Origin of the sequence: Pseudomonas sp. AN3A02 (assembly GCF_011765255.1) — a bacterium.
Taxonomy (GTDB): Bacteria; Pseudomonadota; Gammaproteobacteria; order Pseudomonadales; family Pseudomonadaceae; genus Aquipseudomonas.
In genome coordinates, this window is record NZ_JAARNI010000001.1 from 1,690,591 (window position 1) to 1,701,943 (window position 11,353).

General features: G+C 60.4%; 14 protein-coding genes. 7 read left to right on the top strand and 7 right to left on the bottom strand.

Going from position 1 to position 11,353, the window contains the following annotated elements; genetic code table 11:
- Positions 1-3 precede the first annotated feature (3 nt).
- A complete protein-coding gene (locus tag HBJ59_RS07750) occupies positions 4-717 on the top strand; it encodes a murein L,D-transpeptidase catalytic domain family protein (RefSeq protein WP_023658766.1) in 714 nt (237 codons plus the stop codon).
- An 86-nt stretch (positions 718-803) separates the two neighbouring features.
- Positions 804-1,553 (top strand): creatininase family protein, encoded by a 750-nt coding sequence (locus HBJ59_RS07755; protein WP_167663162.1) that lies wholly within the window; start codon positions 804-806, stop codon positions 1,551-1,553.
- Positions 1,554-1,726: 173 nt separating this feature from the next.
- Here the strand turns inward: HBJ59_RS07755 and HBJ59_RS07760 are convergent, their stop codons facing one another.
- Both HBJ59_RS07760 and HBJ59_RS07765 read right to left on the bottom strand, forming a co-directional pair.
- A complete protein-coding gene (locus HBJ59_RS07760; protein ID WP_167663163.1) occupies positions 1,727-2,068 on the bottom strand; it encodes a hypothetical protein in 342 nt (113 codons plus the stop codon).
- Between the two features lie 31 nt (positions 2,069-2,099).
- Complete coding sequence (locus HBJ59_RS07765; protein WP_167663164.1) at positions 2,100-2,744, bottom strand: ATPase; 645 nt, start codon at positions 2,742-2,744, stop codon at positions 2,100-2,102.
- A 143-nt stretch (positions 2,745-2,887) separates the two neighbouring features.
- Here HBJ59_RS07765 and HBJ59_RS07770 point away from each other — a divergent pair, with 143 nt between their 5' ends.
- Positions 2,888-3,151, top strand: a complete 264-nt coding sequence (locus HBJ59_RS07770) for a hypothetical protein (protein ID WP_076017068.1) — start codon at positions 2,888-2,890, stop codon at positions 3,149-3,151.
- 15 nt (positions 3,152-3,166) lie between these two features.
- On the opposite strand, the gene HBJ59_RS07775 is transcribed toward HBJ59_RS07770, so the two are convergent.
- Together HBJ59_RS07775 and yfcF are read right to left on the bottom strand one after the other, a co-directional pair.
- Positions 3,167-3,898 carry a GntR family transcriptional regulator gene (locus tag HBJ59_RS07775; RefSeq protein WP_076017067.1) on the bottom strand — a complete coding sequence of 244 codons (732 nt, stop codon included), beginning with the start codon at positions 3,896-3,898 and terminating at the stop codon, positions 3,167-3,169.
- Between the two features lie 33 nt (positions 3,899-3,931).
- On the bottom strand, positions 3,932-4,564 hold the full coding sequence (yfcF, locus tag HBJ59_RS07780) for a glutathione transferase (RefSeq protein ID WP_167663165.1): 633 nt from the start codon (positions 4,562-4,564) through the stop codon (positions 3,932-3,934).
- A 171-nt stretch (positions 4,565-4,735) separates the two neighbouring features.
- Between yfcF and HBJ59_RS07785 the strand changes: the two genes are divergently transcribed.
- The gene (locus HBJ59_RS07785; protein WP_167663166.1) at positions 4,736-6,166 is read left to right on the top strand and encodes a lipase family protein; all 1,431 of its coding nucleotides are present in this window, start codon (positions 4,736-4,738) and stop codon (positions 6,164-6,166) included.
- On the opposite strand, the gene HBJ59_RS07790 is transcribed toward HBJ59_RS07785, so the two are convergent.
- Positions 6,163-6,711, bottom strand: coding sequence for a DUF924 family protein (locus HBJ59_RS07790; protein WP_167663167.1), 549 nt, complete (start codon positions 6,709-6,711; stop codon positions 6,163-6,165). The two genes, HBJ59_RS07785 and HBJ59_RS07790, sit on opposite strands and share 4 nt — an antisense overlap.
- Before the next feature lie 62 nt (positions 6,712-6,773).
- On the opposite strand from HBJ59_RS07790, the gene HBJ59_RS07795 reads away from it, so the two are divergent.
- Entirely contained in the window at positions 6,774-6,905 is a 132-nt protein-coding gene (locus tag HBJ59_RS07795) for a hypothetical protein (RefSeq protein ID WP_256670790.1), read from the top strand.
- Between the two features lie 153 nt (positions 6,906-7,058).
- Here the strand turns inward: HBJ59_RS07795 and metE are convergent, their stop codons facing one another.
- Positions 7,059-9,347 (bottom strand): 5-methyltetrahydropteroyltriglutamate--homocysteine S-methyltransferase, encoded by a 2,289-nt coding sequence (gene metE / locus HBJ59_RS07800; protein ID WP_167663168.1) that lies wholly within the window; start codon positions 9,345-9,347, stop codon positions 7,059-7,061.
- A 216-nt stretch (positions 9,348-9,563) separates the two neighbouring features.
- On the opposite strand from metE, the gene HBJ59_RS07805 reads away from it, so the two are divergent.
- Positions 9,564-10,025 (top strand): GNAT family N-acetyltransferase, encoded by a 462-nt coding sequence (locus HBJ59_RS07805; protein ID WP_372241460.1) that lies wholly within the window; start codon positions 9,564-9,566, stop codon positions 10,023-10,025.
- Positions 10,025-10,474 carry a hypothetical protein gene (locus HBJ59_RS07810; RefSeq protein ID WP_167663170.1) on the top strand — a complete coding sequence of 150 codons (450 nt, stop codon included), beginning with the start codon at positions 10,025-10,027 and terminating at the stop codon, positions 10,472-10,474. The genes HBJ59_RS07805 and HBJ59_RS07810 overlap by 1 nt, the downstream gene beginning before the upstream one ends.
- Before the next feature lie 42 nt (positions 10,475-10,516).
- Here the strand turns inward: HBJ59_RS07810 and HBJ59_RS07815 are convergent, their stop codons facing one another.
- Positions 10,517-11,350 (bottom strand): phosphodiesterase, encoded by an 834-nt coding sequence (locus tag HBJ59_RS07815; RefSeq protein ID WP_167663171.1) that lies wholly within the window; start codon positions 11,348-11,350, stop codon positions 10,517-10,519.
- Between the last annotated feature and the right edge of the window lie 3 nt (positions 11,351-11,353).

Sequence of the window (11,353 nt, forward strand, 5' to 3'; positions counted from 1 at the left end):
TACATGCTGACCTTTTGCTGCCGACTCGGCCTGATCATCTCGACCTTTGCCTCGCTGAGCACCGTTGCGCTCGCAGACACGGGTAAACCTCTTACTCTGTATAGCAGCCTCGCCCACGCCGCTCCAGAACTCAACCCCGACGTATTGAAAAGAGCCTTGAGTGCCATGCAGTGCGCGGTGGGCAATGGCATCGAACAGTCCGACCGGCTGGCGGTTATCGACTATTCCCAACCTTCGACCGCTCGTCGCCTATGGATCTTCGACCTGCGCAAGAAGACGTTAGTGCTGCGGGACCTGGTGGCCCACGGACAAAAATCCGGGGAAAACTTCGCTACCCAGTTCTCCAACCGTGAAGGCAGCTACCAATCGAGTATCGGGCTGTTCCGCACCCAGGAGAGCTACGAAGGCGCCCATGGCTACTCGTTGCGCATGGACGGCCTGGAGCCGGGCTTCAATGACCGTGCGCGGGACCGTGCCATCGTGATTCATGCCGCCGACTACGTGAGCCCCTTATGGAGCAAGCGCGAAGGCCGCATCGGCCGCAGCCAGGGCTGCCCGGCGGTGCGCCCGCAAGTGGCGCGCCAAGTGGTGGATAAGCTCAAGGATGGCCAGTTCATGTTTTCCTGGTACCCCGACCAGCGCTGGCTGAAGTCCTCGGCGTACCTGAACTGCAAGCCACGCCAGATGGCGAGTGCCGGTACCGTCAAAGGCGGTTGATGGTCTCGCCGTTGCCGTGCACCATGCGGCTCATGCCACCAGGAACTCCACCGTGTTCCTGGGCTTGATGAGAGAGAGAACCTGAAATGCTTTTACATCAATCCACCTGGATCGAGATTGGCCAGTTTCTGGAACGCAGCCGCAGCGTCGTGATTCCCATCGGCTCCAACGAGCAACACGGCCCCACCGGCCTGCTGGGCACCGACTGGATGTGCCCGGAAATCATCGCCCATGAAGCGCAAAAGAATGCCGACATCCTGATCGGCCCGACCTTCAATATCGGCATGGCCCAACACCACCTCGGTTTCCCCGGCACCATTTCCCTGCGCCCTTCGACCTTTATCGCCGCGATCGGCGACTGGGTGCGTTCGTTGGCGGGCCATGGTTTCGAGAAGATCCTGTTCCTCAACGGCCACGGCGGCAACATCGCCTCGATCGAAGCGGCGTTCTCCGAGCTGTACGCCGAAGCCAGCTTTACCGGTCGCCCGTCAGGTTATGCGCTGAAGCTGTGCAACTGGTGGGACCTGGAAGGCGTGAGCGAGCTGGCGCACCAGCAGTTCCCGGTGGGCCATGGCAGCCATGCCACGCCGTCAGAGATCGCGGTGACCCAATGGGCCTACCCGGATTCGATCAAGTCGGCTGACTACTCGCCGCAAATCGCCAACACCGGCCCGATCCGCGAAGCCCGCGACTTCCGCGCACGTTTCCCGGATGGGCGCATGGGTTCGGACCCGGCACTGGCCACCCCGCAAAAAGGTGGTGAGTTGGTGGCGTTGGCGGCCAAGGGGTTGGTGAAGGCTGTCGATACGTTCAGCAGTGAGCCAAAACCGAGCTGACTTACTCGCTCAAAACAATGAAGATCAACTGTGGGAGCTGTCGAGCTTTAGCGAGGCTGCGATGGGATCACCTCGGTGTCACTGTCAGACCGCAGCGATGCCATCGCAGCCTCGCTGGGGCTCGACAGCTCCCACATTAGATCCACACCAGCCGACAGACCGGCGCCAGTCGATTACAGGCAATCCCGCGCCGCATGCTCGAAACGCGAAGGCTTGAACGGCGACGCCACCGGCTTGCGCTCATACAAGAACACCTTGCCGCCGTCCTGCGCTTTGTAGACTTCCAGAATGTTGTCGGCGGCGATCTTGCTGCTCACCACGATCCGCGCATGCCGAGAGTTCTGCGTGACCGTGGAGGTCATGCCGTTTTTCTCGAACTTGGGCACCACGCACTCAACGTACGCATCAGGAGACTTGCTGGTTTGCAGCGTCAAGGTCGGTGCGTTGGGGGCAGACGCGCAGCCCGCCATCAATAAAGCAGCAGAAGCCATCGCTGGCACGAACAACAAGCGCATAGAAATTCCTGAAAAATAAACGAAGTGGGCGTTAGCCTGCGGCGACGAGCGCCTTGAGCGAGGCATCGAACTGTTTCAACGCATTCAGCTGAACGTCGCGCTGCTGCCCAATCTGTGCAGCGATCTGGGGCGCCGTTTTGTCATGTACCCACACATTAGGCAAGTGCATTTGCATCGAGCCCTCGGCTTTGGCGATGTATTGCAGGTCAAGGTCATAGAATTTGGCCACGAACCGCGCCTCCACCAAATCATTATGCTGAGTCAGCAACTGGTTGTAGGTGTCGAGCATCACCACCACATCCGGGTGGGCCTGCAACAGCGCATCCAGGTTGTCGTAACGGGTGACTGAAGCAAAGGTGTGCCGCAACGACGTCATCAGCCAGTCAATCGCCAGGTCCGGGTCGGAGCTGTCGACGAAGGCCTGGCGGATTTGCTCGTCCAGTTGGCCCTTGGCACCATTGACCGCCATGTCGTGATAGCGCCCCAGGTACTGCAGGTTGTCGAGAGTGTTGTCGCTGTAAAGCACGCCGACCGATTGCGAACGCTGCAAACCGACCGGGCTGGCGACGATTGGCGCCAGATGGCTGGCTTGAAGCCCGCCCGCCACTGCCGACGCGGAGGCAGCCATTGAGCTCATCAGCAGCGCCATCAGCGCCCATCCGGTAAAAGTCCTCATCGCAGCGTCCTTACACATCATGTTCAATGATGGCAATTGTCCTCCTTTTTCAGAAAAACAGAACTCGCAATACTTGATGGTGACTATTATCTAGAGCAATAGTGTCGTGCAGGCCGCCTCACACAAAATGATAAGGAACGCCTATGAAGCCCCACCAGAAAACCTTCGATCGCATCCGTGAAGCCGTGCTGCCGGAGTTTCGCGAGCGGGTTGCCGATTACCTGGTCGATTATGAGGACGTGCTGCTGGATAACGCCGCAGAACCTGAAGTGATCTACGCCATCGCCCAGCAACTACGCGGTTACTTGCGCGGTTTGAACACCACCCGGGTGCTGGGCATGGCCGACTGGGAAGACCTTGACCGCCGGGTGGTGCAGACCTGGTTGGTGCTGCTGGAAGCCGAATAGCGCCGCGCTACCCGTTCAGCGAATATCCACGCGGTAACGGAAATGTTCGGCGTGGCCACGACCGCGTCGCAACTCCAGGGGTTGACCAGCGTAATCCCGGGCCAGCCGTTCGATCACCATCACCGGGCTGCCCACCGGCACCTGCAGCCAGCGCGCCCACACGTCATCGATGGACTCGGCGGTAAGGGCTTCCTCGGCAGACGCCACGACTTGCCCGCAGACTTCTTCGTAGGTCGGGTACAGCAACAAGCCCTGCCGGGTCAGGTCCACGTCCAGCAGTGCCTGGAACCGGGCGCGGGGCAGCCAGATTTCTTCGGCCAGCACTGGCCCCGTGTCCAGTACGTGCACGCGCACGATGCAAATCACCGGCGCATCCGGGGCCAACCCCAGCACTTCGCTCACCGACAACGGCGCCTTCACCGGTTTGACCGACAGGATCCGGCTCTGCGGCAACTGGCATTCGCCGCCCGGGCCCTGGAAGCGGAAACACCGGAACAACGACGACTGAAACTTCGGACGGCGCACAAACGTACCCCGGCCTTGCTGACGCTCCAGAATGCCTTCACCCACCAATGCCTCGATCGCTTTACGCACGGTGCCGGTGGACAGTTGGTACTGGGTGGACAGCACCGCTTCGGGAGGAATGGCCGCACCGGCACGCCAGTGATTGTTGGCAATCTGCTCAATCAGATGATCCCGAAAACGCTGATACAACGGCAGGCGGGAGTCACTCGACAGTATATTCATGGACCAGGATTCACTTAGTAATTGAGAAGGTGACTACAGCGACGGTCGTGCCTGCTTGACCCATTCCTGGACCGAAGGCCGTTGCCATTGGCGCTGGGCGTACGCCACCAGGTTGGCGGGCACGCTGTCACCGTTAAGGATCAGCCGGTTGAGCATCACGGCCAGGTCCACGTCGGCAATCGACCACTCGCCGAACAGGTACTCGCGGCCGTCGGCCAACAGCGCCTGTGCCGCACTGATCAACTTGTGGGCCGCCGCTTCAGCCACGGGCGACAGCGGTTCGCCCTTGAGCCCGTAAAACACCACCAGGGTCGAGCGCTCCTGCCGAATCGGCATCAAGTCACTGCGCAGCCACGCCTGCACCTGCCGCGCCCTCGCCCGCTGGCGGGGTTCGGCCGGGTACACCGGCACCTGCGGGAACACCTCTTCCAGGTACTCGGTAATCGCCGACGACTCGGACAGCGCAAACTCACCCTGCACCAGGGTCGGTACGCGCCCGGTCAGTGATAACTGAGCGAACGCTTCGGTCTGGTTCTCGGCCGTGTCGAGGTTCAGGGTGAGCAGTTCAAATTCAAGGCCTTTTTCCCGCAGGGTCACGAACGCCGACATCGCGTAGGGACTGGTGAAGTGGACGTCAACGTACAGGCTCAGCGGGCGATGGTTCACGGCGACATCTCCTTGGTGGGAGCACCACACTACGAGATCGCACCGCGCAAATGAAATGCGCGGTTTTTATGGGGGCATTCCTGGCTGGAATACCATCGATAATGGCAATACTATGGCCCTTTGCACCCCGCCCGTAACGCTCCGAAAAACAGATCAAGGAACGATCAAAAGATGAAACAAGCGGTAGTCGTGATTCACGGCATCGGCGAGCAGCGCCCGATGGACACCCTGCGCGGCTTCGTGGAAGCAGTGATCCCGACGGACACCCCCGAGGCGACGCCTTTCTACTGGAGCAAACCCGACCGGTTTTCGCGCAATTTCGATTTGCGCGTGTTGAAGTCGGCGGGCCGCAACACCACCGATTTTTATGAGTACTACTGGGCCCACAAGATGCAGGGCACCAAGGTCGGGCATCTGCTCAGTTGGCTCTGGGACATTTTCAAACGCCCGCGCCGGGACATTCCAACCGCTATAGTGCCAATCTGGCGCGCCACCCGCTGGACCTTTCTGGCCCTGCTTGGACTGCTGGTCAGCGGCACCCTGGCGACGCTGTATGGCCGGTTCCCCCACAGCGACAACCCCTTTGCCCTGATCCCGGTGCTGCTGGCGGTGATCGGCCTGGCCCTGAAGTACTCGGCGCTGTCGTACCTCGGCGACGCCGCCCGCTACCTGAGCCCCAACCCGCAAAACGTGGTGGTGCGCGAACAGATCCGCGCCGACGGCGTCGACCTGCTGCGCGCCCTGCACGACAAGGGCGATTACGACCGCATCATCGTTGTCGGCCACAGCCTGGGCAGCGTGATTGCCTACGACATCGTCGGCTATCTGTGGCATGAGCATCACGACCAGTTGCACCCCAACAACCCGGAACTCGCCGCCCGCTACGCCAACCACGAGCGACTGCAGCCAGTGGTGCAGGACACGCTGCCAAAGGCCGGAAGCGCCCTCGATGGCCGCCTCCAAAGCCTGCTCAGGTTTCGCGAGCAGCAGGCCGAGGCCTTTATCGAACAACGCAACCTCGGCAACCCGTGGCGCATCACCGACCTGGTCACCCTCGGCAGCCCGATGGCCCACGCCAGCCTGTTGCTGGGCCGCAGCGTGAGCGACTTCAAGCGCCGCATCGAGCGCCGCGAAGTCCCTGCGTGCCCGCCTACGCTCGACGAAAAGGGCTACGGCTACAGCGGTCGGCTTCCGTTCACCGTGGGCGGTCGCCCATTTTCACCCCTGTACTTGCACCATGCCGCGGCCTTCGCCGTGACCCGCTGGACCAACCTCTACTTCCCCGCGCCCCTGGGCCTGTTTGGCGACATCGTCGGCGGCCCGGTCAGCCCGGTGATGGGGCCCGGTGTGCTGGATTTGCCGGTCACCGTGGGCAGATGGAAAGGCTGGCTCGCCAGGTCCTGGCTCAGCCACACTCACTACTGGAGTGAACGCGGCGGCAAGCAGGGCTACCTTGGCAGACTGACCACCGATGAGGCAGCGATTACCCATGGCGAACGTCCGTCAGCGACTGAAGCGCTGCGTTGGGCGATTGACCTCAAGGGCGTTCGACGTTTTCGTCAGGCGGGCGTCAGAGACTTAGTGGCTGAACCCGAGGCCTAGCCCGAAAATCCACCGTCCTCCAGGAACGCCCGCTCCTCTTCTGTCGTGGCTCTAGCCAACACCTCATTACGATGAGGAAAGCGCCCGAACCGCTCGATGATGCGGGCGTGCTCCTTGGCCCAGCGATAGGTATTGGCATCGAGATCCTTGTTCAGCGCCATCGACAGCTGTTGGTCCTCGGGGTCTTCAGAATGCTCGAAGGGCAAATAACAAAACGCCCGCAGCGGGGTTTCGATCAACGTGTCCATCCCCGCCTCAACCATCTGCCGTGCGTACAGACGCGCCAGCGGGTCGGTGGCGAACATATGCGCCGTGCCCCGGAAGGTATTGCGCGGGAACTGGTCCAGCAGCAACAGCAACGCCAGCGCGCCTTCAGGTGATTGCATCCAGCCCTCCAGTTCGCGCCGGGCCGCCTGCAAATGCGCGGTGTAGAAAGCCTCGCGAAAACGCCGGTCAAACGTTTCATCCTTGGCAAACCAGAGCTTGGGCCCCGCCTGTTTCCAGAACTCAATAACAGCCAGCGCTCCATTTTCGATAGTCGTCACAACCCTCTCCTCACCTGTCTGAATGTTTTCACCGCATAAGGTAGTGTTGATGATCCTACGCCTTGCCCAGGTTTAAGGGGTCGCTCTGGAGCTTTATCGGCGCGCTGAACGACAGCTTCGGGATGCTGGACTACCTGATCCTCGGGATCTTTGTAGCCAGTTGGGCGATCTCGGCGATGCTGGCAATTTCATGATTTTTATAACGCCGGAGACCCAATGTGGGAGCGGGCTTGCTCGCGAATGCGGTGGGTCAGTCAACCTCTCCAGCGACTGATACACCGCATTCGCGAGCAAGCCCGCTCCCACATTTTTGATCTTCACCCGGCGTTTGATTCCGGGTGTTTGGATCAGGCCAGTTCGGCCCGCAGTTGACGTGCTGCAGTCACCATGTGTATCAGCGCCGCTTCAGTCTCCGGCCAGCCACGGGTTTTCAAACCGCAATCCGGGTTGACCCACAAACGGTCAGCCGGGATACGCTTGGCCGCCTTGCGCAGCAGGTTGGCCATTTCCGACGCATCCGGCACCCGTGGCGAGTGGATGTCGTACACCCCCGGGCCAATGTCGTTCGGGTAAGCGAAGGCTTCGAATGCCTCCAGCAGCTCCATGTCCGAGCGCGAGGTTTCGATGGTGATCACGTCAGCATCCATCGCCGCGATGGACTCGATCACATCGTTGAACTCGCTGTAGCACATGTGGGTGTGAATCTGGGTTTCGTCACGCACGCCGGAGGCGCACAGGCGGAACACTTCAGTGGCCCAATCCAGGTATTCCTTCCACTGCGCCTGGCGCAACGGCAAGCCTTCACGGAACGCGGCTTCGTCGATCTGGACGATCTTGATGCCGGCGGCTTCCAGGTCCACCACTTCATCACGAATCGCCAGGGCCAGTTGGCGAGCCTGTTCTTCGCGGCTCACGTCTTCACGGGGGAACGACCACATCAGCATGGTCACCGGGCCGGTCAGCATGCCCTTCATTACCTTTTTGGTCAGGCCTTGAGCGTAGCGGATCCACTCCACGGTCATGGCGTTCGGGCGGCTCAGGTCACCGAAAATCACTGCGGGTTTCACGCAACGGGAACCGTAGCTCTGCACCCAGCCGAAACGGGTAAATACATAACCGTCCAATTGCTCGGCGAAGTATTCGACCATGTCGTTGCGTTCGGCCTCACCGTGCACCAGCACGTCCAGGCCAAGGTTTTCCTGCACTTCTACAGCGTGACGAATCTCACTGTGCATGGCTTCGACGTATTCGGCTTCGCTTAACTTGCCGGCCTTGTACGACTGGCGCGCCAGGCGAATCGAAGCAGTTTGCGGGAACGAACCGATGGTGGTGGTCGGGAACAGCGGCAGATTGAGGCCGGCCCGTTGTTTCTCGATACGCTGGGCAAACAGCGAGTGACGCTGGCTGTCCTTGGCGGTGATCGCCGCCACGCGGGCTTGCACCGCGGGCTTGTGGATACGCGGGGAAGCGGCACGGGCAGCTTGAACGGCGCGGCTTTGAGCCAGGGCGGCGATCACGTTTGGCGCTTCAGGTTGATTCACGGCCTGAGCCAGCACCGCCACTTCTTCGCACTTCTGTACGGCAAACGCCAGCCAGCTTTTCAGCTCGGCATCCAGCTTGTCTTCACGGCCCAGGTCCACCGGGCTGTGCAGCAAGGAGCAGGACGGCGCCACCCACAGGCGATCACCCAGACGCTCATGAGCGTGCTGCAAGGTGGCCAGGGCTTTTTCCAGGTCGCAGCGCCATACGTTACGGCCGTTGACCACGCCCAGGGACAGCACCTTATAAGCCGGCAGGCGATCAAGGATGGTCGGGTACTGATCCGGCGCACGCACCAGGTCGATGTGCAGGCCGTCCACCGGCAGGTTGGCTGCCAGGCCGAGGTTCTCTTCCAGGCCGCCAAAGTAGGTGGCCACCAGCTTCTTCAGCGGGTCACGCTGGATCAGGTTGTAGGCACGCTCAAACGCATTTTTCCAATCCTGCGGCAGGTCCAACACCAGGATCGGCTCGTCGATTTGCACCCACTCCACGCCCAGGTCCGCCATGCGCTGGAAGATCTGGCCGTACAGCGGCAGCAGTCGGTCCAGCAGGTCGAGCTTGTCGAAATCGCCGCCCTTGGCCTTGCCCAGCCACAGATACGTCAGCGGGCCGATGACCACCGGCTTGACGGTGTGGCCAAGGTCACGGGCTTCCTTGACCTCTTCGAACAGTTGATCCCAACCCAGCTGGAACTGCTGGTCGGCGCTGAATTCAGGCACCAGGTAGTGGTAGTTGGTGTCGAACCACTTGGTCATCTCCTGGGCGTGGGCACCGCCGCAGCAGTTGTCGCTGACGCCACGGGCCATGCCGAACAGGGTGTGCAGGGTGGCTTTGCCATCGGCCGGGCGGAAACGCTCAGGGATCACGCCGAACATCAGCGAGTGAGTCAGCACCTGGTCGTACCAGGCGAAGTCACCGGCGGGCAGCAACTCGATGCCGGCTTTCTTTTGCAGGTCCCAGTGCGTCTTGCGCAACTCACGACCTACGGCGCGCAAGCCGGCTTCGTCGAGTTCACCCTTCCAAAACGCTTCCTGCGCTTTTTTCAGTTCACGATCGCGACCAATGCGCGGGAATCCAAGGGAATGGGCAACAGCCATGACGTAAAGCTCCAATGTGTGTGTATGGGAGCTATTGTCGGGATCAGGCGATGGTGAGACAAACTCATATTATTCCGGATGATCACAAGTTCTACTCATGATGATCGAACGATGCGATATGCAGACTACTTCGCGACTAAGCAGCGATGGCAAGTCGACGGGCGCATCTCAGGCTAAAGTAGCGCGACCCGAACAAAAACAAAGGTAGCTCCGGTGATCCATACAACGCGCGACTTTTCGATACGCACACTCTCAGCGCTGACCGAAGAACTCCTGACACTGGAAGCAGAAGCCATCGCTGAAGGCTTCAGGTTTCTGACGCGCCTGATTGCAGAGTGGAAAAGCGGCGCCAACCGTTTTGATCGACCCGGCGAATGTCTTTTGGGCGTATTCAATAACGGGCAGTTGATCGCCATTGGCGGGCTGTCCTATGACCCTTATGCAGGTACGGAGGTTGGCAGGCTACGCCGGGTGTACGTCGCACAGGCATCAAGGGGATGCCATGTGGGCAAAGCATTGGTCAGTCAGCTTCTGAAACACGCTGCGCAGCAGTTCGGTGTTGTGCGCTTGTCTACCGACACCCAAGAAGGTGCCGCCTTTTACCTGCGCTGCGGGTTTGAGCCGGTACAGGACAAACATGCAACTCATGCAAAATCGTTAATTGATCAGGAGGCTTAATGCAGGTGACCAACGACAACCGGCCTGAATACATTAAACGGCTTGAACATCTTCTGTATGGCAACAACTATCAGGTCTCGTTGGACGTCTACGGCCCTCTGGATTCGGGCGCCCCGTTGATAGACATCCTCAAGTCTGCGGTCAACTCATCCTGCGTGGTGAGTCGCTGTGCTCAAGTCAGTCTCGACGACGTTCGCGAGCAAGTGCTTGAGTGGCTGCTCTACCCTGGCGACCTCGGTTCAGGCCCGCTAGACCTCGACATCAAACACGCAGAAATTCGGGCATTGGCCGAACAACTGTTGCAGGGAGCACAACTCGATAACGCTGATGCAGCCTATGATTTCTATCTCGCCAACGGCCATCCAGGCTATCCCGTGTTCTGGGAGTTCGCCTATGACATCCATGCCTCGGGCAAGCGCTGGATCTTGCTCGGCAGCAGCAGCGATTAGTATCGGAGCGCCACCGCGCAAGAGATAAACCTACGGCAAACTTCAGTCAATCAATCCATGAGCGTCATAAAACGGATACGGCCCCGGGTAGTCCCCGAATACGCCGTTGTGGCTGATCAACCCTTGCTGCTCATCCCAGCGGTGCAAGAGATAACCCGCCGGTTCCAGGTTGAAATGCGCCGGAGCAGCCTCCTGTAGATCCAGCACGATTTGATGGGACGTGCCCGGGCATACGCAGCTCACACTGCCGCCGAAACGGCGCTGCATCGGCCGGTGCAAGTGCCCACACAGCAGGCGTTCCACCTGAGGATGACGGGCGATGACCTTTTCCAGCGCGGCGGCGTTACGGAACGGCTCGCGGTCCATATGGCCGATGCCGCTGATAAACGGCGGGTGATGCAAGATCAGCAGGGTCGGCACGCTCGGATGCAGCGCCAGTTGTTCATCAAGCCACTGCAATTGGCTGTCCAGCAGCTGGCCGCCATGGGCATCAGGGATCGTCGAATCCAGGCCGATCAGCCGCACCGGATAGTCGTCCACCACCCAGTCCAGCGGGCCGTCGGCGCTCGCCGGCAAATAGCGATGATCATGAAACGCATCGAGCAAATGCTGGCGGTTGTCGTGATTGCCCGGCACCAGGTAGCAAGGCATCTGCAAACGGGCCAGCTCGGGGTGCAGCACGGCGTATTCATCGGCGCGGCCAAAGTCCACCAGGTCGCCGCTGATCACCACGATATCGGGCCGCGGGTAACTGGCATTCAGGTGGTCGACGGCACGGCGTAATGCACCGAGAGTGTCGACCACGCCGTAAGTCAGGCGTTGCCCGGCTTTAAGGTGCAGGTCGCTGATCTGCGCAACAAGAAACGGACGGTTCAAAAT

Bases quoted from the DNA above. Each gene is read 5' to 3' on its own strand.
- HBJ59_RS07750 (WP_023658766.1), top strand. From the start codon at position 4: ATGCTGACCTTTTGCTGCCGACTCGGCCTGATCATCTCGACCTTTGCC.
- HBJ59_RS07755 (WP_167663162.1), top strand. From the start codon at position 804: ATGCTTTTACATCAATCCACCTGGATCGAGATTGGCCAGTTTCTGGAA.
- HBJ59_RS07760 (WP_167663163.1), bottom strand. From the start codon at position 2,068: ATGCGCTTGTTGTTCGTGCCAGCGATGGCTTCTGCTGCTTTATTGATG.
- HBJ59_RS07765 (WP_167663164.1), bottom strand. From the start codon at position 2,744: ATGAGGACTTTTACCGGATGGGCGCTGATGGCGCTGCTGATGAGCTCA.
- HBJ59_RS07770 (WP_076017068.1), top strand. From the start codon at position 2,888: ATGAAGCCCCACCAGAAAACCTTCGATCGCATCCGTGAAGCCGTGCTG.
- HBJ59_RS07775 (WP_076017067.1), bottom strand. From the start codon at position 3,898: ATGAATATACTGTCGAGTGACTCCCGCCTGCCGTTGTATCAGCGTTTT.
- HBJ59_RS07785 (WP_167663166.1), top strand. From the start codon at position 4,736: ATGAAACAAGCGGTAGTCGTGATTCACGGCATCGGCGAGCAGCGCCCG.
- metE (WP_167663168.1), bottom strand. From the start codon at position 9,347: ATGGCTGTTGCCCATTCCCTTGGATTCCCGCGCATTGGTCGCGATCGT.
- HBJ59_RS07810 (WP_167663170.1), top strand. From the start codon at position 10,025: ATGCAGGTGACCAACGACAACCGGCCTGAATACATTAAACGGCTTGAA.